This window comes from Streptomyces sp. NPDC012888 (assembly GCF_042900645.1).
In the GTDB taxonomy this organism is placed as follows: Bacteria; Actinomycetota; Actinomycetes; order Streptomycetales; family Streptomycetaceae; genus Streptomyces.
Genome location: NZ_JBIBBM010000001.1, coordinates 221,596 through 242,842, shown reverse-complemented (window position 1 = coordinate 242,842; position 21,247 = coordinate 221,596). Strand labels below are relative to the sequence as shown.

Sequence of the window (21,247 nt, the reverse complement as noted above, 5' to 3'; positions counted from 1 at the left end):
TCACGGGGGCGATTCCCTGCCTATCCTGAAGGGGACCCCCGGTCGCCACCCCCGCGACCGACGGATGAGGAGGACTCCCGTGCCGCTCTCGGAGCACGAGCAGCGAATGCTCGAGCAGATGGAGCGAGCGCTGTACGCCGAAGATCCCAAGTTCGCGACAGCGCTTGAGGGAAGCGGGCTGCGTACGTACACCCGACGACGGGTCTACCAGGCAGTCGCAGGCTTTCTGGTGGGTATCGCGCTCCTCATGACCGGAATGGTCGCGCAGGGAAATCTGATCTGGATCAGCGTGGTGGGCTTCCTCGTCATGCTGGGCTGCGCGGTACTCGCGGTCACCGGATGGCGCAAAGCACCCAAACCTGGCGAACAGCCCGTCTCCGGCAGCGCCGGCGGCCCGGGCCGCAGCCAGAACCGGCAGCGTCGGTCGATGATGACGCGCATCGAAGAGCGGTGGCAGCGCCGCCGCGACGAACAACAGGGGCACTGAAAAACCACCGGGTGAGGGGGTGGCCGCCGAGGCGGCCGCCCCCTTCCTGCGTCATGCTGGGCGGATGAGCGTGCTGCCCCTGGTGTTCACCAGCGGCTGGGCCAGCGGCATCAACTCCTACGCCGTGGTCCTGCTGCTCGGCGTGTTCGGCGCGGCCGGACTCAGCGACGACGTGCCCGCCGCCCTGCAGCGCACCGACGTCCTGATCGCCGCCGGCGTGCTCTTCCTCTGCGACACCGTCGCCGACAAGATCCCCTACGTGGACTCCCTCTGGGACACCGTCCACACCGTGATCCGACCGCTCTCCGGCGCCGTGATCGGCGCCCTGCTCGCCGGGCAGACCGGCTCGCTGTCCGACCTCGCGGCCGGAGCCATCGGCGGTTCCACCGCCCTGGCCAGCCACACCGTCAAGGCCGGCACCCGGATGGCGATCAACACCTCGCCGGAACCGTTCAGCAACATCGCCATGAGCACCGCCGAGGACCTCGGAGTCGCCGGCCTCGTCACGTTCGCCATGTTCCACCCCGAGGCCGCCGCCGCCATCGCCGCAGTCCTCCTCGTCCTCGGCCTCGCCGCCCTCGTCTACCTGTGGTCCCGGATCCGCCGGTTCCTGCGCCGCCGCGCCCAGCGCCGCGAGGAGAGACAGCGGGCCCGGCGCGAGCGGGCCCCCGACCGGACCGGGACAACACCCGGCTGAACTGGGCCGATAGGGTCGGCCCATGGCACGAATTGCGGTGATCGGCGCCGGGACGGGCGCGATGGCGACTGCCGCCCGGCTGGCCGTGGCAGGCCACCGGGTGACGGTGTACGAGCGCTCGGCCGACTACGGCGGCGCCGTCGGACGGTACGAACGCGACGGCTTCACCTTCGACACCGGCCCCGGCCTGCTGCACCTGCCCGCCGTCTACCGCGACCTGTTCGTCAAGACCGGCAAGCGCCCGCTCGAAGAGTGCGTACGCATGGTCCAGGTCGACCCGCAGGTCCGCCACCTGCTCGCGGACGGCACCGCGCTCACCCTGCCGAACGCCTCCCGCGGCGGCGTGGCGGCCGCCCTCGACCAGGCGTTCGGCGCCGGCGCGGGAGACCGGTGGAACGCCCTGCTCAACCGTGCCCGCGACGTCTGGGACGCCACCCGGCGCCCGCTGCTGGAGGAACCGCTCCGGCCCGACTGGCAGGTACTCGGCCGCGACCCCTACCCCGCCCTGCGCAAGGCCGGCCTGTTCCGCCGCCGCACGCCCGACCTCGGGCGGATCGCGGAGCACGAGCTCGGCGGCCCGCTCGCCGCACTCCTCCTCGACGAGGCACACGGCCACGGCCTGGACTCCGCCGCGCCCGGTGCCGCGACCGTCCTGCCCTACATGGAGCAGACCTTCGGCAGCTGGTACGTCCTGGGCGGCATGCGGGAGCTGGCCACCGCCGTGTACGAGCGCTGCCTGGAACGCAAGGTGGAGTTCCGCTTCGGCGCGGACGTGCGCGAGGTGCTGGTCCGGGACGGCCGCGCGGCCGGAGTGCTGCTGGCCGACGGCACCACCGGCACAGCCGACCAGGTGGTCTGCGCGGTCGACCCCACAGGGCTGTCCCTCCCCGCGCCGGGCGGCGGTTCGCCCTGGCCGGCCGGGGCCAGGCCGCCCCGCGACGGCCTTGAGATGACCGGACGCCTGACCCTCATGCTGGCGCTGCGCGGCACCCGCCCGGAGGGCACCGTGCACCGGACCGAGGTGCACTCCCCGGGCCGCGGCCGGCGGGTGGTGACCGTACTGCGCCCCGACGACCCCGCCACCCGGCCCGACGAGGAGCACGAGGCGGTGACCGTGCGCGCCACCTGCGCGCCCCAGGGCGTCGTGGACTGGACGGACGGCCCGACGGTCCGGAAGGAGGCCGAGGAGCTGCTGGAGGCGGCCTCCAGGGCCGTCCCGGGGCTACGGGAGAGGCTGTTGTGGCAGGAGGTGCGTACCCCGGCGGACGTGGAGGCGTCGACGGGCGCGCGCGGCGGGGCGGTGCCCGGGCCGGCGCTCGCCGGAGCGGAGGGCCGGCTGCTGTACCCGGCGAACACCACGGCGGTGCCCGGGCTCTACCTGGCGGGCGGCTGGGCGCACCCGGGCGGCGGGCTCGCGCACGCCGGGATGAGCGGGGCGCTGGTGGCGGGGCTGATCGTGGAGGGCGCGGACTTCCGCGGCTCACAGTGACGACGCGGGCCGCCGGCGCGGCGGGCCGTAGCGTGGCGCGGGGCCGTAGCGCTACCCCGGGCACGTAGTGCTACGGCGGGTCAGCCGTGCCGCGGGTCAGTAGCGGTACTGCTCGTACTCGCCGGTGCCCTGGTAGGGGTAGGGCTGGGGCTGCTGGAGCGGGTCCTGTCCGGCCCAGGGCTGCTGCTGCGGCGGCGGGTAGGGCTGGCCGGCGTCGCGCTGCTGCGGCACCCACACGCCGCCGGGCGGGGTGTCCGCGCCGTACTGCTGCTGGACGTACGGGTCGGCGTAGCCGTAGGGCTGGGGCTGGGCCACCCCGCCGGTGCCGATGTAGGGGTCGGAGTAGGCGGCGTAGACCTGCTGCTCGCCGCCGGAGTGGTAGCCGCCGGAGTAGTCGTAGCCGGGCTGGGCCTGCGGGTCGTAGTGGGCGGCGTACTGGTGGGCGTCCTGGTCGGCGGTGGTGAAGGGCGAGGCGAAGGGCGCCGTGACGGACGGGTCGGCGGAGGGGTAGCCCTGGTAGGGCGCACCGCCCTGCGGGTCCTGGAGGCTCTGGATGCCGTACGAGCCGGTCTCCTCGGGCACCGGCTCCGGCTGGAAGACGTCCGGGCCGGCGGGGCGGCGGGCGCCGCGGGGCCGGTCGTCGAACACGTCCTCTTCGCCGTCGGCGTCCTCGAAGGCGAAGCCGGACACGTGCAGGGACGGCTCCTCGCGGCGGGGCCGGGCGCCCGCGCGGCGGCCGGCGGGGGCGTGCCCGTCCTCGTCCTCGGGCGCGCCGCGGCGCAGCGCCCAGCCGGCCACGAAGCCCTTGCGGAACGACAGGGTCACCAGGGTCTGGCCGACGGCGAAGGCGGCGGCGCCGACGCCGATGACCATGACGGACGGCAGGACCACGCCCGCGACCACGCCCAGGAAGCCGGCGAACGCGAGCAGCCGCCAGCGCAGGCGCGCCTTGTACTGGAGCAGCACCTCGGCGAGCAGCCACAACGCGACCAGCCCGAACGCGCCGTAGAGGACGTACATCCCCATGCCTGGCCCCTCTCGCCTGCGGCCGCCCGACGGGGGTGCGGCCGGTCTAGGCCCGCTGGTGCAGGCCGAGGTTCTCGTAGATCTCGAGGGTCGCCGTGGAGTTGTTCAGCGTGATGAAGTGCAGCCCCGGGACACCCTCGGACAGCAGCCGCGCGCAGAACTCCGTGGCGAACTCGATGCCAATGGAGCGTACAGCGGCCGGGTCGTCCTTGACGGCGAGCATGCGCTCTTTCACGTCCGCGGGGAAGACCGCGTTGCTCAGCTGGGGCAACCGGTCGAGCTGCTTGATGCCCACAACAGGCATGACCTCAGGGATGATCGGCGTCTCGCAGCCCGCCTTGGCGGCGCTGTCGCGCAGCCGCAGATAATTCTCCGGATCGAAGAACATCTGGGTGATCGCGTAGTCGGCGCCGGCGCGGCACTTGTCCACGAAGTGCCGGATGTCCGTATCCCAGTCGGCGGATCGGGGGTGCATCTCGGGGAAGGCCGCGACGCCGACGCAGAAGTCGCCGGACTCCTTCAGCAGCCGCACGAGGTCGGCGGCGTAGTGGACGCCCTCGGGGTGGGGCACCCACTCCCCCATCGGGTCGCCCGGCGGGTCGCCGCGCAGGGCGAGCATGTTGCGGATGCCGGCGTCGGCGAACTGGCCGATGACGTGGCGCAGCTCGGCGACGGAGTGGTCGACGGCGGTGAGGTGCGCGACCGGGGTGAGGGTGGTGTCGGCGGCGATCTCCTGGGTGGCCTTGACGGTGCCGCCGCGGGTGGAGCCGCCGGCGCCGTAGGTGACCGAGACGAAGCTCGGGGCGACCGCCTCGACCCGCCGGAGGGCGTTCCAGAGGTTCCGCTCGCCCTTCTCGGTCTTGGGCGCCCAGAACTCGAAGGAGTACGAGGGGTTGCCGGACGCGAGCAGGTCACGGACCGTGCGTGCACGATCCGTCCAGGTCGAAGCGGTACCAAGGGCCATACGGGCAGGTTAGACGGGCCTTCCGGCCCGCCGAAGCCGTGTCCACTCCTTGGACGCGGTTTTGGACACTGTGCCCGCCGGGGGCGGGCCGGTCCGGCGTTTCGGACAAAGGCCGCGGAGGTCAGTGGTGGCGGCGGAGGTTGCGGGCGGCTCAGGCGACGCGGTCGCGGACCCGCTTGGCCAGGGCGGCGGCGGCCGCTCCGGGGTCGTCGGCCTCGGTGATGGCACGTACGACGACCACGCGCTCGGCGCCGGCGTCCAGCACCTGGTCCAGGTTGCCGGCGTCGATCCCGCCGATGGCGAACCAGGGGCGTGCGGGCCGCCGGGCGGCGGCGTAGCGGACCAGGTCGAGGCCGGGGGCGTGGCGGCCGGGCTTGGTGGGGGTGGGCCAGCACGGCCCGGTGCAGAAGTAGTCCACGCCGGGCTCGGCGAGCGCGGCGTCGACCTCGGCCTCGGCGTGGCAGGACCGGCCGATGAGCACGGTGGGCGCGAGGATCGCGCGGGCGGCGGGGACGGGGATGTCGCCCTGGCCGAGGTGCAGCACGTCGGAGCCGATGGCGTGGGCGACGTCGGCGCGGTCGTTCACGGCGAGCAGCTTGCCGTGGCGGCGGGCGGCCTCGGCGAAGACCTGGAGGTGTTCCAGTTCCTCGGCGGCCTCCATGCCCTTGTCGCGGAGCTGGACGATGTCCACGCCGCCGGCCAGGACGGCGTCGAGGAACTCGGGGAGGTCACCCTGGCGCTTGCGGGCGTCGGTGCAGAGGTAGAGCCGGGCGTCGGCCAGGGACATGGGAAACCCCCCAGGTGAGCGGGTGTACGGGCCCCGGCGGGGGGCCCGTACGCCGCGGAGCGGATCGGGTCAGAGGGCCAGCGCCTGTGCGCGGCGCTTGACCTCCGTCCCGCGATTCTCGCTCAGGGCCTGCGCGGGGGTGCCGGGCAGGGTCGGGTCGGGAGTGAAGAGCCACTCCAGCATTTCCTGGTCGTCGAAGCCGTCGTCCCGGAGGAGGGTCAGGGTCCCGGCGAGGCCCTTGACCACCTTGTCGCCGTCGATGAAGGCGGCGGGCACCTGGAGGGTGCGGTTCTCTCCGCGGCGCACCGCGATCAGCTGTCCTTCCTTGACCAGCTGGCGGACCCGGGTCACCTCGACGTCGAGCATCTCCGCGATGTCGGGGAGGTGCAGCCAGTCGGGGACGAGGGCGTCGATCTTTGCGTCAATCTCGGTCACGGCACAAGCCTGCCATCCCTGGAGGGGGGCCGGTACCCGAGCCACGCCACCCGAGCGCCGCCCAGCCGCGCAGCCGACGCTCCGCCCGACCACCCGGGGCTCCGCCCCGAACCCTGCTCCGGCGGGCCCCACCAAGCCCGAGCGGCGATCGAGCGGGCCGGCCGGAGTCCGGGGTGCCGGATGAACCCGGGCCGCACTTCGAGCCCGAGCGGCGATTGAGCGGGCACCGGCGGAGCCAAGGTTGCGCAGCCAACGCTCCGCTCAGGCACCCGGGGCTCCGCCCCATACCCCGCTCCTCAAACGCCGGAGGGGCTGGACATGCCCACCCGCCACCGGCCCGCAGGACCACCCCCCGGCGGGCCCCACCAAGCCCGAGCGGCGATCGAGCGGGCCCGGCCGGAGCCCGGGGTGCCGGATGAACCCGGGCCGCACTTCGAGCCCGAGCGGCGATTGAGCGGGCCCCGGCGGAGCCACAGCCGCACAGCCAACGCTCCGCCAGAGCACACGGGGCTCCGCCCCATACCCCGCTCCTCAAACGCCGGAGGGGCCGGATGTGGCCGCCCGGCACGGACCCGCAGGGCCACACCCCCGTGGGCCCCACCAAGGCCGGGCCGGGTCGGTCAGGCGGTGGCGGACTTGAGGGGGGTGGTGGGGTCCGTGAGCTTGGGGGTGGAGAGCTTCGCGCCGGATTCGATCAGGCGGCGCCCCTGCGCCAGGTCCCTGGGCCGGCCGACCGCCAGCAGGGCGACCAGCGCGCCGTCCCGCAGCCAGCACACCGACCACGCCGCCCCGGCGGGCTCGCCCCGCCAGAGCATGGTGTCGGCCCCCGCGTGGTGCCCCGCGTACTGCACGAACCGGTCGAACTGCTCCGACCAGAAGTACGGCACCGGGTCGTACGCCCGGTCCTCTCCCAGGATGTTCGCCGCCACCGTCCGCGGCCCCTGCAGCGCGTTGTCCCAGTGGTGGACGAGCAGCCGCGTGCCGAAGCGGGCCGAGGGGAAGGAGGCGCAGTCGCCCACCGCGTACACCCCGGGCAGCGAGGTCCGCAGCCGGTCGTCCGCGGTGACGGAGCCGTCCGCGCCGAGCTCGACCCCGCTGCCGGCCAGCCAGCCGGTGGCGGGCCTGGCGCCGATGCCGACGACCACCGCGCCCGCCGTCAGCGTGCGGCCGTCGTCCAGCCGGACCAGGCCCGGTTCGACGGAGGCCACCTTCGCACCGGTGATCAGCCGGGCACCGGCCTGCGCGTACCAGTCGGCCATCGGCGCGGTGACCTCCGCCGGCAGGGCCCCGGCCAGCACCCGGTCGGCGGCCTCGACCACCGTCACCGCGCAGCCCGCGGCCCGCGCGGCCGTGGCGAACTCGGCGCCGATCCAGCCGGCCCCGACCACGACGACCTCCGGCGCGGAGGCCAGGACCGGCCGCAGCCGTTCCGCGTCGTCGAGGGTGCGCAGCAGGTGGACGCCGGGGACTCCCGCGGCGCCCGGCAGCGTCAGCGGTTCCGCGCCGGTGGCGAGGACGAGCACCTCGTACGGGACGGGTCCCGCCTCGGTGTCCAGTTCGCGGTCGGCGGGGCGCAGGGCGGTGACCTCGACGCCGAGCCGCAGGTCGATGTCCAGGCCGGTGAAGTCGACGTCGAAGGCGGAGTCCTCGGCCTTGCCGAGCAGGACCGCCTTGGAGAGCGGGGGCCGGTCGTAGGGCTGGTGCGGTTCGGCTCCCAGGAGGGTGACCGGGCCGGTGAAGCCCGCCTCGCGCAGGGCGACCGCCGACTGGACCCCGGCCATGCCGGCGCCGACGATGACGACTCCGGCGCCGGGCTGTGTGTTCTGCGTCTGCTCGCTCACGTGGCCCACCCTAACCATCTGACGGCACGTCAGGAATGGTCACCCTTACCCGGCCCTCCGGCCGGGGGTTAGTCTGGCCACCGTACCTATCCGCGGGAGTCCGGGCGCACCGGGCTGAGAGGGAGGCTGGCCGGCCTCCGACCGTACGAACCTGATCCGGGTCATGCCGGCGAAGGGAGGGGCTGGACGCCCATGCACGGAAACGGAACCGGGCCGACGGACGTACTCGTCCTCGGCGGCGGGATCATCGGCCTGGTCACGGCCTGGCGGGCGGCCGGCCGCGGCCTGACCGTCGCGGTCGCCGACCCGGCGCCCGGCGGCGGGGCCGCCCAGGTGGCGGCCGGCATGCTGGCCGCCGTCACCGAACTCCACTACGGCGAGGAGACGCTCCTCGGCCTCAACCTGGCCTCCGCCGCCCGCTACGAGGAGTTCGCCGCCGAACTGGGCGAGGCCTCGGGCGGAACGGACATCGGCTACCGGGCCTGCGGCACCCTCGCCGTCGCCCTCGACGCCGACGACCGGCTGCACCTGCGCGAACTGCACGCCCTGCAGCGCCGCTGCGGCCTGGAGTCGGAGTGGCTGACCGGCCGCGAGTGCCGGCGTCTGGAGCCGATGCTCGCGCCGGGCGTGCGCGGGGGCCTGCGGGTGGACGGCGACCACCAGGTCGACCCCCGCCGGCTGGCCGCCGCGCTGGTGGCCGCCTGTGAGCGGGCCGGAGTGGTCTTCCACCGCGCGGCCGCCGAACGCCTCACCGTCACCGCGGACCGGGCGGCCGGGGCGCTCCTCGACGACGGCACCGGGGTGTCCGCCGGCCAGGTGGTGCTCGCGGCGGGCAGCCTCAGCGGCAGGCTGGCCGGAGTGCCCGCCGAGGCGGTGCCGCCGGTCCGCCCCGTCAAGGGGCAGGTGCTGCGGCTGGCCGTGCCCCGCGCGTACGCACCGTTCCTGTCCCGCACGGTGCGGGCGGTGGTCCGCGGCAGCCACGTGTACCTGGTGCCGCGCGAGAACGGCGAGCTCGTGATCGGCGCGACCAGCGAGGAGCTGGGCTGGGACACCACGGTCACCGCCGGCGGGGTGTACGAACTCCTCCGCGACGCCCACGAACTGGTGCCCGGCATCACCGAACTCCCGCTCACCGAGACCCGGGCGGGCCTGCGCCCCGGCTCCCCCGACAACGCCCCGCTGCTCGGCCCCACCGAACTGCCGGGCCTGCACCTGGCCACCGGGCACTACCGGAACGGGGTGCTGCTCACCCCGCTGACCGGGGAGGTCATGGCCGAGCTCCTCGCCACCGGCCAACTCCCCGAGGTCGCCCGCCCCTTCAGTCCCCGCCGCTTCTCGGCCGTCCGGGAGGAGTCCTTCGCATGACCGCCACCACCGTCTCCGTCTCCGTCAACGGCGAGACGCGCGAGCTCGCCGCCGGCACCACCCTCGACGCGGTGGTCGCCGTCCTGACCCGGGCCCCGGCCGGGGTCGCGGCGGCGCTCAACGAGGCCGTCGTACCGCGCGGGCAGTGGTCCGCCACCCCGGTCGGCGACGGCGACCGGATCGAAGTGCTCACCGCGGTCCAGGGAGGCTGAACGCACATGGCCGACGATCTCTTCACACTGGGCGGCCGCACCTTCGGCTCCCGTCTGATCATGGGAACCGGCGGGGCGCCGAGCCTGGACGTGCTGGAACGCGCGCTGGCCGCGTCCGGGACCGAGCTGACCACGGTCGCCATGCGGCGGCTGGACCCCACGGTCCAGGGCTCGGTCCTGTCGGTGCTGGCCGGGCTGGGCATCGACGTGCTGCCCAACACGGCGGGCTGCTTCACGGCCGGCGAGGCGGTACTGACCGCCCGGCTCGCGCGGGAGGCGCTGGGCACGGACTGGATCAAGCTGGAGGTGGTCGCGGACGAGCGGACGCTGCTGCCCGACGGGGAGGAGCTGCTGGCCGCCGCGGAGACCCTGGTGGACGACGGCTTCACGGTCCTGCCGTACACCAACGACGACCCCGTGCTGGCGCGGAAGCTGGAGGACGTGGGGTGTGCGGCGATCATGCCGCTGGGGTCGCCGATCGGGTCGGGGCTCGGGATCCGCAACCCGCACAACTTCGAGCTGATCGTGGAGCGGGCCGGGGTGCCGGTGGTGCTCGACGCGGGGGCGGGGACCGCCTCGGACGCCGCCCTGGCCATGGAGCTCGGCTGCGCGGCGGTCATGCTGGCGTCCGCGGTCACGCGGGCGCAGGAGCCGGTGCTGATGGCGGCGGCGATGCGGGACGCGGTCTCGGCGGGGCGGCTGGCGTACCGGGCCGGGCGCATTCCGGTGCGCCGGTTCGCGCACGCCTCCTCCCCCACGGAGGGCGTGGCCGCACTGGACCCGGAGCGCCCGGCGTTCTGAGGGCGCACCCCGGCCCCCGCCCCGGGCCCCGCCCCGGCGCCAGCCCGGCCCCGGGCCCCGCCGGCCGCGGGCGACGCCCGTCACAGTCGCGCTGCAAGCGGGGGCGGGGCGGCGGGGGGCGCGGGGGCCGCTCGTAGAATCGGCGGGTGGATACGACCCTGGACGACCCCCTGGTCGGGCGCGTGCTCGACGGCCGCTACCGCGTCGACGCCCGCATCGCGGTCGGCGGCATGGCCACGGTCTACCGGGCCGTCGACACCCGCCTCGACCGCATCCTGGCCCTCAAGGTGATGCACCCCGCCCTCGCCGCCGACGCCGGTTTCGTCGACCGGTTCATCCGGGAGGCGAAGTCGGTGGCCCGGCTGGCGCACCCCAACGTGGTCGCCGTCTTCGACCAGGGCACCGACGGGGGTTACGTCTACCTCGCCATGGAGTACGTCTCCGGCTGCACCCTGCGCGACGTGCTGCGCGAACGCGGCGCGCTCCAGCCGCGGGCGGCCCTGGACATCCTGGAGCCGGTGCTCGCGGCGCTCGGTGCCGCCCACCGGGCCGGTTTCGTGCACCGGGACATGAAGCCCGAGAACGTACTGATCGGCGACGACGGCCGGGTGAAGGTCGCCGACTTCGGCCTGGTCCGGTCCGTGGACACGGTGACCAGCACCACCGGTGCCGTGCTCGGCACCGTCTCCTACCTCGCGCCGGAGCAGATCGAGAACGGCACGACCGACACCCGCGTCGACGTCTACGCCTGCGGGGTCGTCCTCTACGAGATGCTGACCGGCGCCAAGCCGCACACCGGCGGCACCCCCGCGCAGGTGCTCTACCGGCACCTGCACGAGGACGTGCCGCCGCCCTCCGCCGCCGTCCCCGGCCTGCCCGCCCGGCTGGACGCGCTGGTGGCCGCCGCCACCGCCCGTTCCGCGGAGCTGCGCCCGCACGACGCGGTGGCGCTGCTCGGGCTCGCCCGGGAGGCCCGCGCCGGGCTGGGCGACGCCGATCTGGACGCCGTACCGCCGCAGGCGCGCGCCGGGGAGCGTTCCTCCTCCGAGGACCGCACCGGGGTGATCCCCCGGCCGGTGCCCGTCGCCGGGACGGTCGAGCACACCTCCCGGCTGGAGCCGGTGCCCGCGGCCCCCGCACCCCCGGTCCGCCCGGCGCGCCCGGCCCGCGCGGCCCGCCCGCCCCGTCGCGGACTGTTCCTGGTCGTCGCGGGCGTGCTGCTGGCGCTGGGGCTGGGCACCGGGGTCTGGTACGTGAGCTCGGGGCAGTTCACTCAGGTGCCCAACCTGCTCGGGAAGACGGAGGCGGAGGCCCGCAAGGAGCTCTCGGCGGCCGGGCTCGGCGTGGAACGGATCGACCGGAAGTTCAGCGAGGCCTTCGAACGCGGCACCGTGATGGACAGCGCCCCCGGCTCCGGCAAGCGGATCCGGGGCAACGGCGCGGTGACGCTGGTGGTCTCGCGGGGTCCCGAGACGGTCTCCGTGCCCAACGTGAAGGGCAAGCCTCTGGAGGCGGCCAAGGCGGAGCTGGCCGGTGAGGGCCTGGCCCCCGGCATGGTCACCACGGCGTTCAGCCAGGACGTGCCGCAGGGCGCGGTGCTCAGCACCGATCCGGCGGCCGGCGACAGGCGGGCCCCGGACACGGCGGTGGCCATCGTGGTCAGCAAGGGCCGGCCGGTACCGGTGCCCAGCACGGTCGGACTGCCCGCGGACCAGGCCCGGGCCGCCCTGGAACGGCTCGGCCTGAAGGTGCAGCAGGCGCCGGAGCAGGTGAACTCGCCGCAGCCGGCGGGCCGGGTCGCCAACCAGTCGGTGGCGGCCGGCACCCAGGCCGCGGCCGGGGACACGGTGGTCCTCACCGTCTCGAAGGGGCCCCGCCTGCTCCCGGTGCCGCAGGTGACCGGCCAGGACGCGGCGTCCGCCCGGCAGGCCCTGGAGGCGGCCGGGTTCAAGGTGAAGGTCGACCGGCCCTTCATCCCGCTCGGCGACAGCGTGGAGAGCCAGTCGGTGCCGGGCGGCCAGACCGCCCCCGAGGGCAGCACGATCACCATCCGCACCAAGGGACTGTAGGCGGCGCAGTGATACGCAATCCGGTGGGCGGGCACGTCCCGGTCGCGGGCGGACTGGCCAGGGTCGGCCTGGCCTACGCGCGGAAGATGGGCGCCGAGGCCGTACAGGTCTTCGTGGCCAACCCGCGCGGCTGGGCCACCCCGGCCGGGAACCCCGCGCAGGACGAGCTGTTCCGCGAGGGGTGCGCGGCCGCGGGCATCCCCGCCTACGTACACGCGCCGTACCTGATCAACTTCGGTTCGCACAACGCGGCGACGGTCGAGCGGTCGGTGGAGTCGCTGCGGCACTCGCTGCGCCGGGGCCGGGAGATCGGCGCGCTGGGCGTGGTGGTGCACACCGGCTCGGCGACCGGCGGGCGGCCCCGGGCGGAGGCGCTCGCGCAGGTCGGGCGGTACCTGCTGCCGCTGCTGGACGAGCTCACGCACGACGACGACCCGTTGCTGCTGCTGGAGTCCACGGCCGGACAGGGTTCCTCGCTGTGCTCCCGGACCTGGGACTTCGGGCCGTACTTCGAGGTGCTGGAGTCCCACCCGAAGCTCGGCGTCTGCCTGGACACCTGCCACGTCCACGCGGCCGGGCACGACCTGGCCGGGCCGGGCGGCGTCAAGGAGACGCTGGACCTGCTGGTGGAGACGGTGGGGCCGGGCCGGCTGAAGCTGGTGCACGCCAACGACTCGAAGGAGGCGGCGGGCGCGCACAAGGACCGGCACGCCAACATCGGCGCCGGCCACATCGGCCGGGACGCCTTCGCCGAGCTGCTGACGCACGCCGAGACGGCCGGCGTGCCGCTGATCATCGAGACCCCGGGCGGCGAGGAGGGGCACGCGGCGGACGTCGCACTGCTGAAGTCGCTGCGCTGAGATCCGTTGAGGAATACCCCTGGGGGGTATACGGTTCTGTCTGTAGGCAGGACCGTTGCCCGACGTTGCCAGGGGGTTCCCATGGACCACGCGCACCACCACCAGCAGCACGAAGCCCACGACGCGCACCACGGCCACCACGGCCACCGGCAGGAGCACGGCAAGGTCAGCTGGGCCATGGCCGCGAAGGCCACCCTGCACTGCCTGATCGGCTGCGCCATCGGCGAGGTGCTGGGCATGGTCATCGGCACGGCGCTCGGCTGGGGCAACGTGCAGACCATGGCCCTGGCGATCGTCCTGGCGTTCCTCTTCGGCTACGCCTTCACCCTGCGCGGCGTCCTGAAGGCCGGCGTGGACCTGCGGACGGCCGTCCGGGTGGCACTGGCCGCGGACACCCTGTCCATCACGGTCATGGAAGTGATCGACAACGGGGTGATCGCCCTGTGGCCCGGCGCCATGGACGCCCACCTGTCGGCGCCGCTGTTCTGGATCGTCCTGGCGATCGCCCTGGCGTCCGCCTTCGTGATCACCGTGCCGGTCAACAAGTGGATGATCGGCCGCGGCAAGGGCCACGCGGTGGTCCACCAGTACCACCACTGACGACGGGGCCGCGATCACACGGCGGCCCCGGACCGGAACTAGAGCTCGGGACCGTCCCCGGGCAGTTCCTGGTAGGAGTAGCGCTGCTCGCGCCAGGGGTCGCCGATGTTGTGGTAGCCGCGCTCCTCCCAGAAGCCCCGGCGGTCCGCGGTCATGTACTCCACACCCCGGACCCACTTCGGGCCCTTCCAGGCGTACAGGTGCGGCACCACGAGGCGCAGCGGGAACCCGTGCTCGGCCGTGAGGGGTTCACCGCCCTGGTGGGTGGCGAAGACGGTGCGCTCGGAGGCGAAGTCCGAGAGCCGCATGTTGGAGCTGAAGCCGTACTCGGCCCACACCATCACGTGCGTGACCTGCGGGGCCGGCGGTGCCATCTCCAGCACGGTCCGGGCGAGCACCCCGCCCCATTCGGCCCCCGTCATGCTGAACTTCGTCACGCAGTGCAGGTCGGCGACGACCGAGGAGAACGGCAGGGCCGAGAACTCCTCGTGGTTCCAGCAGTGCTTCTCGCCGTCCGCGGTCGCCCCGAAGACCCGGAACTCCCAGCGGTCGGGCTTGAACCTGGGCACCGGCCCGTAGTGCGTGACCGGCCAGCCACGCTGCAGCCGCTGCCCCGGAGGAAGCTCCAGTTGCTCTGCTCCCGGAGATTCCCGGCTTTCCGGCTGACCCATGACTCCATGGTGACAGACGGGCAAGGGTGGTCATGACCAGGTGACGGCGCATCCGGGCAACTCCTACTAAGGAGGCACTTACTGGACGGCCCCGGGCCGCGGTGCAAGGATGCGCGCACTCCCTAGTTCAGGCTGGGCAGTGGCCCAGCACGGTCTCTGTTGCTTGGAAGGAGCCTCTGCGATGCAGGGCGACCCCGAGGTCCTCGAGTTTCTGAACGAACAGCTCACCGGCGAGCTGACGGCGATCAACCAGTACTGGCTGCACTACCGCATCCAGGACAACAAGGGCTGGACCAAGCTCGCCAAGTACACGCGTGAAGAGTCCATCGACGAGATGAAGCACGCGGACAAGCTCACCGAGCGCATCCTCATGCTGGACGGACTGCCCAATTACCAGCGGCTGTTCCACGTCCGGGTGGGCCAGACCATCACCGAGATGTTCCAGGCGGACCGCCAGGTCGAGGTCGAGGCGATCGACCGGCTCCGGCGGGGCATCGAGGTCATGCGCGGCAAGGGGGACGTGACCTCGGCGCGGCTCTTCGAGGAGATCCTGGCGGACGAGGAGCACCACATCGACTACCTCGACACCCAGCTGGAGCTCATCGAGAGCCTCGGCGAGCCGCTCTACATCGCGCAGCTGATCGAGCAGCCGGAGAGCTAGCGGCCGCGGCCGCCGAGGGCGGCCGGCCGGTGCGGGGCCCGGCGGTCAGGCCGCTTCGGCCAGCTGGGACTCGGCCAGCTCGGAGTCGGGGGCCAGGGCGACGGCCGGGGCCTTGCCCTTCTCCAGCAGCTCCCGGCGGGGGCAGGCGCCGCGCCCGAGGAGGCCCTGGATGGTGCGGACGCAGGAGCCGCAGTCGGTTCCGGCCTTGGTGGCCGAGGCGATCTGGCGGGGCGTGCAGGCGCCGGCAGCCGCGTGTTCCTTGACCTGCTTGTCGGTGACACCGAAGCAAGAGCAGACGTACACGCGGTTCACCTCCCTGGCAGGAACGGTCGGGCAGCCATCCCCTATTCGGTGAGGCTTACCTAACCGTACCCAAAGTTAGGGTGACCTAAAAGCCCTGGGGACGAGTGTGGGGCGCGGATCACAGATCCGCGCCCCACCGCTCGTAGGAAGCTACTCACTGATCACGACTCACTGGTCGCGGTACATCTCCGCCACCAGGAACGCCAGGTCCAGGGACTGGCTGCGGTTGAGCCGCGGGTCGCAGGCCGTCTCGTAGCGCTGGTGCAGGTCGTCGACGAAGATCTCGTCGCCGCCGCCCACGCACTCGGTGACGTCGTCACCGGTGAGCTCGACGTGGATGCCGCCCGGGTGGGTGCCCAGGCCCTTGTGCACCTCGAAGAAGCCCTTGACCTCGTCCAGCACGTCGTCGAAGCGCCGGGTCTTGTGCCCGGAGGCCGCCTCGAAGGTGTTGCCGTGCATCGGGTCGGTGACCCAGCCGACGACCGCACCGGACGCGGTGACCTTCTCGACCAGCTCCGGGAGCTTGTCGCGGACCTTGTCGGCGCCCATGCGGACGACGAACGTCAGCCGGCCCGGCTCGCGCTCCGGGTCGAGGCGGTCGATGTACGTCAGGGCCTCGTCCACGGTCGTGGTGGGGCCGAGCTTGATGCCGATCGGGTTGGCGATCTGCGAGCAGAACTCGATGTGCGCGTGGTCCAGCTGCCGGGTGCGCTCGCCGATCCACACCATGTGGCCGGAGGTGTCGTACAGCTTGCCGGTGCGCGAGTCGGTGCGGGTCAGCGCGCCCTCGTAGTCCAGCAGCAGCGCCTCGTGCGAGGAGTAGAACTCCACCGCCTTGAACTCGGCCGGGTCGGTGCCGCAGGCCTTCATGAAGTTCAGGGCGTTGTCGATCTCCCGCGCCAGCGCCTCGTAGCGCTGCCCGGACGGGGACGACTTCACGAAGTCCTGGTTCCAGGCGTGCACCTGGCGCAGGTCGGCGTAACCGCCGGTGGTGAAGGCGCGCACCAGGTTCAGGGTGGAGGCGGAGGCGTGGTACATCCGCTTCAGCCGCTCGGGGTCCGGCACCCGGGCCTCGGTGGTGAAGGCGAAGCCGTTGACGGAGTCGCCGCGGTACGTCGGCAGGGTCACCCCGTCGCGGGTCTCGGTGTCCTTCGAGCGCGGCTTGGAGTACTGGCCGGCGATGCGGCCGACCTTGACCACGGGCACGGAGGCCGCGTACGTCAGTACGGCGGACATCTGGAGCAGGGTCTTGAGCTTGGCGCGGATGTGGTCGGCGGACACGGCGTCGAAGGCCTCGGCGCAGTCGCCACCCTGGAGGAGGAACGCCTCGCCCCGGGCGACGGCTCCCAGACGGGCGCGCAGCTGGTCGCACTCGCCCGCGAAGACGAGCGGAGGATACGACTCGAGGTCCGCGACGACAGCGCGCAGAGCCTCGGCATCGGGGTACACAGGCTGCTGCGCCGCGGGAAGGTCTCGCCAGGTCGCCTTGGAGGCGGGGGCTTGGGTTTCAGCGTTCACGGTCACCTCGTAAACATTACGTCCTGAATAGGTACGTCCGGCGCGCCGCCCACAACGTGAGACGGATGGATCCGGAGTCACGACGGTGCCGCGCCGCACCGGTGTCGTGGGCTATGGTCGGCGGCATGCACGCGCAACCGCACCTGAACTGGTGGTGGACCGCTCATCCGGCGGCCCACTGACTGCGCGTACCCGAAACCGACGCGAAGGCCGCCCGAGGGGCGGCCTTCGTGTTTTCCACGGCCGTTCCTCCCCACCGTCCCCCCTGGAAGGAACGCCCCGATGAACCTCGACCGGCTTCTGGATGCCGACTGTCCGCCCTTCGCCCTGCTGCGCCGCCGCACGCCGGGCCGCGACCACGACACCGTCGAGCTGCTGCTCGGCCCCGTCCACGAGGCCGAACGTCTCGCCGACGTCCCCGTGGGCGGGCTGGGGACCCTCGCGCTGGTCCCGTTCCGGCAGATCCGCGAGCGCGGCTTCGACGTGCGCGACGACGGCACCCCGCTGAGGATGCTGGTCGCCGAGGAGGCGTACGAGCTGCCTCTCGCCGAGGTGCTGGCGGCGCTGCCCGCGCACCCGGTCCGGGTCTCGGACGGCGGGTTCGACGTCTCGGACGCGGCGTACGCGGAGACCGTACGGCGGGTGGTGGAGGACGAGATCGGCCGTGGCGAGGGCGCGAACTTCGTGATCCGCCGCACCTACCGGGGCCGGATCGAGGGGTTCGGCCGGGCCGACGCGCTGGCGCTGTTCCGGCGGCTGCTGGCGGGCGAGCGGGGCGCGTACTGGACGTACGTGGTGCACACCGGGGAGCGCACCCTGGTCGGGGCGAGCCCCGAGGTGCACGTGCGGATGTCCGGCGGCACGGTCGTGATGAACCCGATCAGCGGCACGTACCGGTACCCGGCGGGCGGGCCCACGGTGGACTCGCTGCTGTCGTTCCTCGCGGACCGCAAGGAGACCGACGAGCTCTCCATGGTGGTCGACGAGGAACTGAAGATGATGTGCACGGTCGCCGACCGGGGCGGCGTGGTGATCGGCCCGCGGCTGAAGGAGATGTCACACCTGGCGCACACCGAGTACGAGCTGCGGGGCCGGTCCACGCTGGACGCGCGGGAGGTGCTGAGGGAGACCATGTTCGCGGCCACGGTCACCGGGTCGCCGGTGGAGAACGCCTGCCGCGTGATCGAGCGGTACGAGTCCGGGGGGCGGGGCTACTACGCGGGCGCGCTGGCCCTGCTCGGGCGGGACGCGGGGGGCGCCCAGACGCTGGACTCCCCCATCCTGATCCGGACCGCCGACATCGCGGCGGACGGCACGGTGCGGGTGCCGGTGGGGGCGACGCTGGTGCGGCACTCGGACCCGGCGGGAGAGGTGGCGGAGACCCACGCGAAGGCGGCCGGGGTGCTGGCCGCGCTCGGCGTGGTCCCGCCGGCGGCGGAGCGGCCCGCGGGCGGCCCGGCGGGCGGTCTGGCGGAGGACCCCCGGGTCCGGGCGGCCCTCGCGGCCCGGCGGGCCGGCCTGGCGCCGTTCTGGCTGCGGATGCAGGAGCCGGCACCGGTGCGGGGGCGGGCGCTGGTGGTGGACGCGGAGGACACGTTCACGGCGATGCTGGCGCACGTGCTGCGGGCGGCGGGGCTGGAGGTCGCGGTACGCCGCTACGACGACCCGGAGCTGCAGGCGGCCGCGCTGGCGCATGCCGGGCCGGTGGTCCTGGGCCCCGGGCCGGGCGACCCGTCGGACCCCGCCGACCCCAGGATGCGGGTACTGCGGGGCCTCGCCCGCGACCTGCTGGCCGGGCACCGGCACGGGCTGCTGGGGGTGTGCCTGGGGCACGAGCTGCTGGCGGCGGAGCTGGGGCTGCCGCTGGTCCGCAAGGCGGAGCCGGCGCAGGGGGCGCAGGTCCGCATCGACCTGTTCGGCGCGGCGGAAGTCGTCGGGTTCTACAACACGTACACGGCGGCGTGCGACGCGCGGGCCGCGGCGGCGCTGGCCGGGCGGGGGGTGGAGGTGTCCCGCGACCCCGCGACGGGGGAGGTGCACGCGCTGCGGGGGCCGGGGTTCGCGGGCGTCCAGTTCCACCCCGAGTCCGTCCTCACCCTCCGCGGCGCGCCCCTCCTCCACGACCTCCTCCACACCCTCCTCCCCGCGTGACCCCGCCGGGGCGGGCCGCCGAACGCCCCGCGCCGCCCCGTGCGCCCCGAACGCCGGCGGGGCGGGACCTGCCCACCCGGGACCGGGCCCGCAGGGCCACACCCCGCCGGGCTCCCCCGAGCCCGAGCGGCGCTTGAGCCGACCGCCCGGCGCCGGGCTGCGGGGCGGCGGCGGCGGTCAGGGGGCCGTGGGGGCGGTGAGGGTGTTTTCCGTGGTTCGGCCGGCGACGTAGGACTGCACGTTGTGAAGCGTTGCGGCAACGATCTGCCCCACCGCCTCGTGCGTGTAGTAGGCCTGGTGCGACGTCACCACCACGTTCGGGAACGTCACCAGCCGGGCCAGCGTGTCGTCCTCCACCGCCTCCAGCGACCGGTCCAGGAAGAACAGGCCCGCCTCCGCCTCGTACACGTCCAGCCCGACCCCCGCGAACCGCCCTGCCCGCAGCTCCGCGACCAACGCCTCCGTGTCCACGAGGCCGCCCCGGCTGGAGTTCACCAGGATCGCGTCGTCCTTCATCGTCCGCAGGGCCCGCGCGTCCACCAGGTGGTGGGTGGCCGCGAGCAGCGGCACGTGCAGGCTGATCAGGTCGGACCGGGCGAACAGGTCCTCCTTGTCCACGTACTTCATCCCGAGGTCCACGCACGCCGGGTTCTCCACCACGTCCCAGCCCAGCAGGTTCATGCCGAAGCCGGCCGCGATGCGGGTGAAGGCCTCGCCGATCTTCCCGGTGCCGACCACGCCCGCCGTGCGGCCCCGCAGGTCGCGGCCCATCAGGCCGTCGAGCCGGAAGTCGAAGTCCCGGGTGCGGTTCGAGGCCCGCACGATGCGGCGGTTGACCGCCATCGCCAGGGTCCAGGCGAACTCGGCCACCGAGTACGGCGAGTAGTACGACACCCGGCTGACGGTCAGCCCCAGCTCCCGCGCCGCGTCCAGGTCGATGTTGTTGAAGCCGGTCGACCGCTGGGCGATCATCCGCGTGCCGCCGGCGGCCAGCGCCCGCAGCACCCGCCCGCCGAGGTCGGCGTTGACGCTGGACGAGACCACCTCGTACCCGGCCGCGATGGGCGCGGTGTCCTCGGTCAGGAAGACGTCCAGGCAGCGCACCTCGTGCCGGCCCGCGAAGGCCTCCTCGATCAGGGGTCTCTCGTCGGCCTGCACACCGAAGGCCAGGATTTCCACGCGCGCTCCCACGGGTCGTTCAGGCGGGTCGTTCAGGCGGGTCGTTCGGGTGGATTGTCACCTTACGACCCGTGGCAGCGCGGAGCGGGATCAGCCGAAGAACACGCCGACCTCGCGGTAAAGCTCCGGGTCCACGGTCTTCAGGCGGGCCGTGGCCTCGGCGATGGGCACCCGTACGACGTCCGTGCCGCGCAGGGCGACCATCTTGCCGAAGTCGCCGTCCCGGACGGCGTCGATGGCGTGCAGGCCGAACCGGGTGGCGAGCCAGCGGTCGTACGCGCTGGGCGTTCCGCCGCGCTGGACGTGCCCGAGGACGGTGGTCCGGGCCTCCTTGCCGGTGCGGGCCTCGATCTCCTTCGCCAGCCACTCGCCGACCCCGGAGAGCCGGACGTGCCCGAAGGAGTCCTTGGTGGCGTCCTTGAGGACCATCTCGCCGTCCTTCGGCATGGCGCCCTCCGCCACCACCACGATCGGCGCGTAGCTCGCCTTGAACCGGGAGTTGACCCAGGCGCACACCTGGTCCAGGTCGAAGCGCTGCTCGGGGATGAGGATGACGTTGGCGCCGCCGGCGAGCCCGGAGTGCAGGGCGATCCATCCCGCGTGCCGGCCCATCACCTCGACCACCAGGACCCGCATGTGGGACTCGGCGGTGGTGTGGAGGCGGTCGATGGCCTCGGTGGCGATGCCTACCGCGGTGTCGAAACCGAAGGTGTAGTCGGTGGCGGAGAGGTCGTTGTCGATGGTCTTCGGCACCCCGACGCAGGGGATGCCGTACTCCGAGTGGAGCCGGGCGGCCACGCCCAGCGTGTCCTCGCCGCCGATCGCGATCAGGGCGTCGACCTCGTTCTTCGCGAGGTTCTCCTTGATCTGGCGGACGCCGTTCTCCACCTTGAACGGGTTGGTGCGGGAGGAGCCGAGGACGGTGCCGCCGCGCGGCAGGATGCCGCGGACCGTCGGGATGTCCAGCGGGACGGTGGCGCCGTCCAGCGGACCCCGCCACCCGTCCCGGAAGCCGAGGAACTCGTATCCGTACTCCTGGACGCCCTTGCGCACGATGCCGCGGATCACCGCGTTGAGACCGGGGCAGTCGCCGCCGCCGGTCAGCACGCCGACCTTCATTGAATCTCCCTT

The 21,247-nt window shown here is 73.5% G+C and carries 21 protein-coding genes and 1 riboswitch; of the genes, 11 read left to right on the top strand and 10 right to left on the bottom strand.

The genetic code is table 11. The features are described from left to right. Positions 1–79 precede the first annotated feature (79 nt). The 3 genes from ACFY61_RS01045 (at position 80) to ACFY61_RS01035 (ending at position 2,673) form a co-directional block, all read left to right on the top strand. Entirely contained in the window at positions 80–487 is a 408-nt protein-coding gene (locus tag ACFY61_RS01045) for a DUF3040 domain-containing protein (RefSeq protein ID WP_389465196.1), read from the top strand. Between the two features lie 64 nt (positions 488–551). Beyond that, a complete protein-coding gene (locus tag ACFY61_RS01040) occupies positions 552–1,184 on the top strand; it encodes a DUF4126 domain-containing protein (protein ID WP_389465193.1) in 633 nt (210 codons plus the stop codon). Positions 1,185–1,206: 22 nt separating this feature from the next. After that, positions 1,207–2,673, top strand: coding sequence for a phytoene desaturase family protein (locus tag ACFY61_RS01035; protein WP_389465190.1), 1,467 nt, complete (start codon positions 1,207–1,209; stop codon positions 2,671–2,673). 96 nt (positions 2,674–2,769) lie between these two features. On the opposite strand, the gene ACFY61_RS01030 is transcribed toward ACFY61_RS01035, so the two are convergent. The 5 genes from ACFY61_RS01030 to ACFY61_RS01010 form a co-directional block, all read right to left on the bottom strand. Next, positions 2,770–3,699: a hypothetical protein gene (locus ACFY61_RS01030; protein ID WP_389465187.1), complete on the bottom strand. Its 930-nt coding sequence runs from the start codon at positions 3,697–3,699 to the stop codon at positions 2,770–2,772. A gap of 46 nt (positions 3,700–3,745) precedes the next feature. Next, entirely contained in the window at positions 3,746–4,663 is a 918-nt protein-coding gene (metF, locus tag ACFY61_RS01025; protein ID WP_389465184.1) for a methylenetetrahydrofolate reductase [NAD(P)H], read from the bottom strand. A gap of 151 nt (positions 4,664–4,814) precedes the next feature. Further along, positions 4,815–5,450: a thiamine phosphate synthase gene (gene thiE, locus ACFY61_RS01020; protein ID WP_389465181.1), complete on the bottom strand. Its 636-nt coding sequence runs from the start codon at positions 5,448–5,450 to the stop codon at positions 4,815–4,817. Positions 5,451–5,519: 69 nt separating this feature from the next. Beyond that, positions 5,520–5,885 carry an Rv2175c family DNA-binding protein gene (locus tag ACFY61_RS01015; protein ID WP_389465178.1) on the bottom strand — a complete coding sequence of 122 codons (366 nt, stop codon included), beginning with the start codon at positions 5,883–5,885 and terminating at the stop codon, positions 5,520–5,522. A gap of 620 nt (positions 5,886–6,505) precedes the next feature. Then, the gene (locus ACFY61_RS01010) at positions 6,506–7,726 is read right to left on the bottom strand and encodes an NAD(P)/FAD-dependent oxidoreductase (protein WP_389465176.1); all 1,221 of its coding nucleotides are present in this window, start codon (positions 7,724–7,726) and stop codon (positions 6,506–6,508) included. A gap of 82 nt (positions 7,727–7,808) precedes the next feature. Continuing rightward, positions 7,809–7,921: riboswitch (TPP riboswitch) on the top strand. On the opposite strand from ACFY61_RS01010, the gene thiO reads away from it, so the two are divergent. The 6 genes from thiO to ACFY61_RS00980 all read left to right on the top strand — a co-directional run bounded on the left by thiO (position 7,919) and on the right by ACFY61_RS00980 (position 13,633). Then, entirely contained in the window at positions 7,919–9,091 is a 1,173-nt protein-coding gene (gene thiO / locus ACFY61_RS01005; protein ID WP_389465173.1) for a glycine oxidase ThiO, read from the top strand. Its footprint overlaps the riboswitch before it by 3 nt. Beyond that, positions 9,088–9,303 carry a sulfur carrier protein ThiS gene (thiS, locus tag ACFY61_RS01000; protein ID WP_389465170.1) on the top strand — a complete coding sequence of 72 codons (216 nt, stop codon included), beginning with the start codon at positions 9,088–9,090 and terminating at the stop codon, positions 9,301–9,303. The genes thiO and thiS overlap by 4 nt, the downstream gene beginning before the upstream one ends. Positions 9,304–9,309: 6 nt before the next feature. Further along, positions 9,310–10,104, top strand: coding sequence for a thiazole synthase (locus tag ACFY61_RS00995; protein WP_389465168.1), 795 nt, complete (start codon positions 9,310–9,312; stop codon positions 10,102–10,104). 146 nt (positions 10,105–10,250) lie between these two features. Then, the gene (gene pknB, locus ACFY61_RS00990; RefSeq protein WP_389465166.1) at positions 10,251–12,173 is read left to right on the top strand and encodes a Stk1 family PASTA domain-containing Ser/Thr kinase; all 1,923 of its coding nucleotides are present in this window, start codon (positions 10,251–10,253) and stop codon (positions 12,171–12,173) included. Positions 12,174–12,184: 11 nt separating this feature from the next. After that, a complete protein-coding gene (locus ACFY61_RS00985) occupies positions 12,185–13,033 on the top strand; it encodes a deoxyribonuclease IV (protein ID WP_389465907.1) in 849 nt (282 codons plus the stop codon). Positions 13,034–13,114: 81 nt separating this feature from the next. Then, on the top strand, positions 13,115–13,633 hold the full coding sequence (locus ACFY61_RS00980; protein ID WP_389465164.1) for a DUF4396 domain-containing protein: 519 nt from the start codon (positions 13,115–13,117) through the stop codon (positions 13,631–13,633). A 38-nt stretch (positions 13,634–13,671) separates the two neighbouring features. Here ACFY61_RS00980 and ACFY61_RS00975 read toward each other — a convergent pair whose 3' ends face one another. Further along, the gene (locus tag ACFY61_RS00975) at positions 13,672–14,304 is read right to left on the bottom strand and encodes a sulfite oxidase-like oxidoreductase (protein WP_389465161.1); all 633 of its coding nucleotides are present in this window, start codon (positions 14,302–14,304) and stop codon (positions 13,672–13,674) included. Positions 14,305–14,485: 181 nt separating this feature from the next. Between ACFY61_RS00975 and bfr the strand changes: the two genes are divergently transcribed. Continuing rightward, positions 14,486–14,965 (top strand): bacterioferritin, encoded by a 480-nt coding sequence (gene bfr, locus ACFY61_RS00970; protein ID WP_389465158.1) that lies wholly within the window; start codon positions 14,486–14,488, stop codon positions 14,963–14,965. A gap of 45 nt (positions 14,966–15,010) precedes the next feature. Here the strand turns inward: bfr and ACFY61_RS00965 are convergent, their stop codons facing one another. Then, positions 15,011–15,268, bottom strand: coding sequence for a bacterioferritin-associated ferredoxin (locus ACFY61_RS00965; RefSeq protein ID WP_389465155.1), 258 nt, complete (start codon positions 15,266–15,268; stop codon positions 15,011–15,013). 168 nt (positions 15,269–15,436) lie between these two features. Beyond that, complete coding sequence (locus ACFY61_RS00960; RefSeq protein WP_389465153.1) at positions 15,437–16,792, bottom strand: class II 3-deoxy-7-phosphoheptulonate synthase; 1,356 nt, start codon at positions 16,790–16,792, stop codon at positions 15,437–15,439. Between the two features lie 276 nt (positions 16,793–17,068). Here ACFY61_RS00960 and ACFY61_RS00955 point away from each other — a divergent pair, with 276 nt between their 5' ends. Beyond that, the gene (locus ACFY61_RS00955) at positions 17,069–18,937 is read left to right on the top strand and encodes an anthranilate synthase family protein (protein WP_389465151.1); all 1,869 of its coding nucleotides are present in this window, start codon (positions 17,069–17,071) and stop codon (positions 18,935–18,937) included. A gap of 177 nt (positions 18,938–19,114) precedes the next feature. Here the strand turns inward: ACFY61_RS00955 and ACFY61_RS00950 are convergent, their stop codons facing one another. Together ACFY61_RS00950 and ACFY61_RS00945 are read right to left on the bottom strand one after the other, a co-directional pair. Continuing rightward, entirely contained in the window at positions 19,115–20,116 is a 1,002-nt protein-coding gene (locus tag ACFY61_RS00950; protein ID WP_389465149.1) for a 2-hydroxyacid dehydrogenase, read from the bottom strand. Between the two features lie 90 nt (positions 20,117–20,206). Beyond that, positions 20,207–21,235: a 6-phosphofructokinase gene (locus ACFY61_RS00945; protein WP_389465905.1), complete on the bottom strand. Its 1,029-nt coding sequence runs from the start codon at positions 21,233–21,235 to the stop codon at positions 20,207–20,209. Between the last annotated feature and the right edge of the window lie 12 nt (positions 21,236–21,247).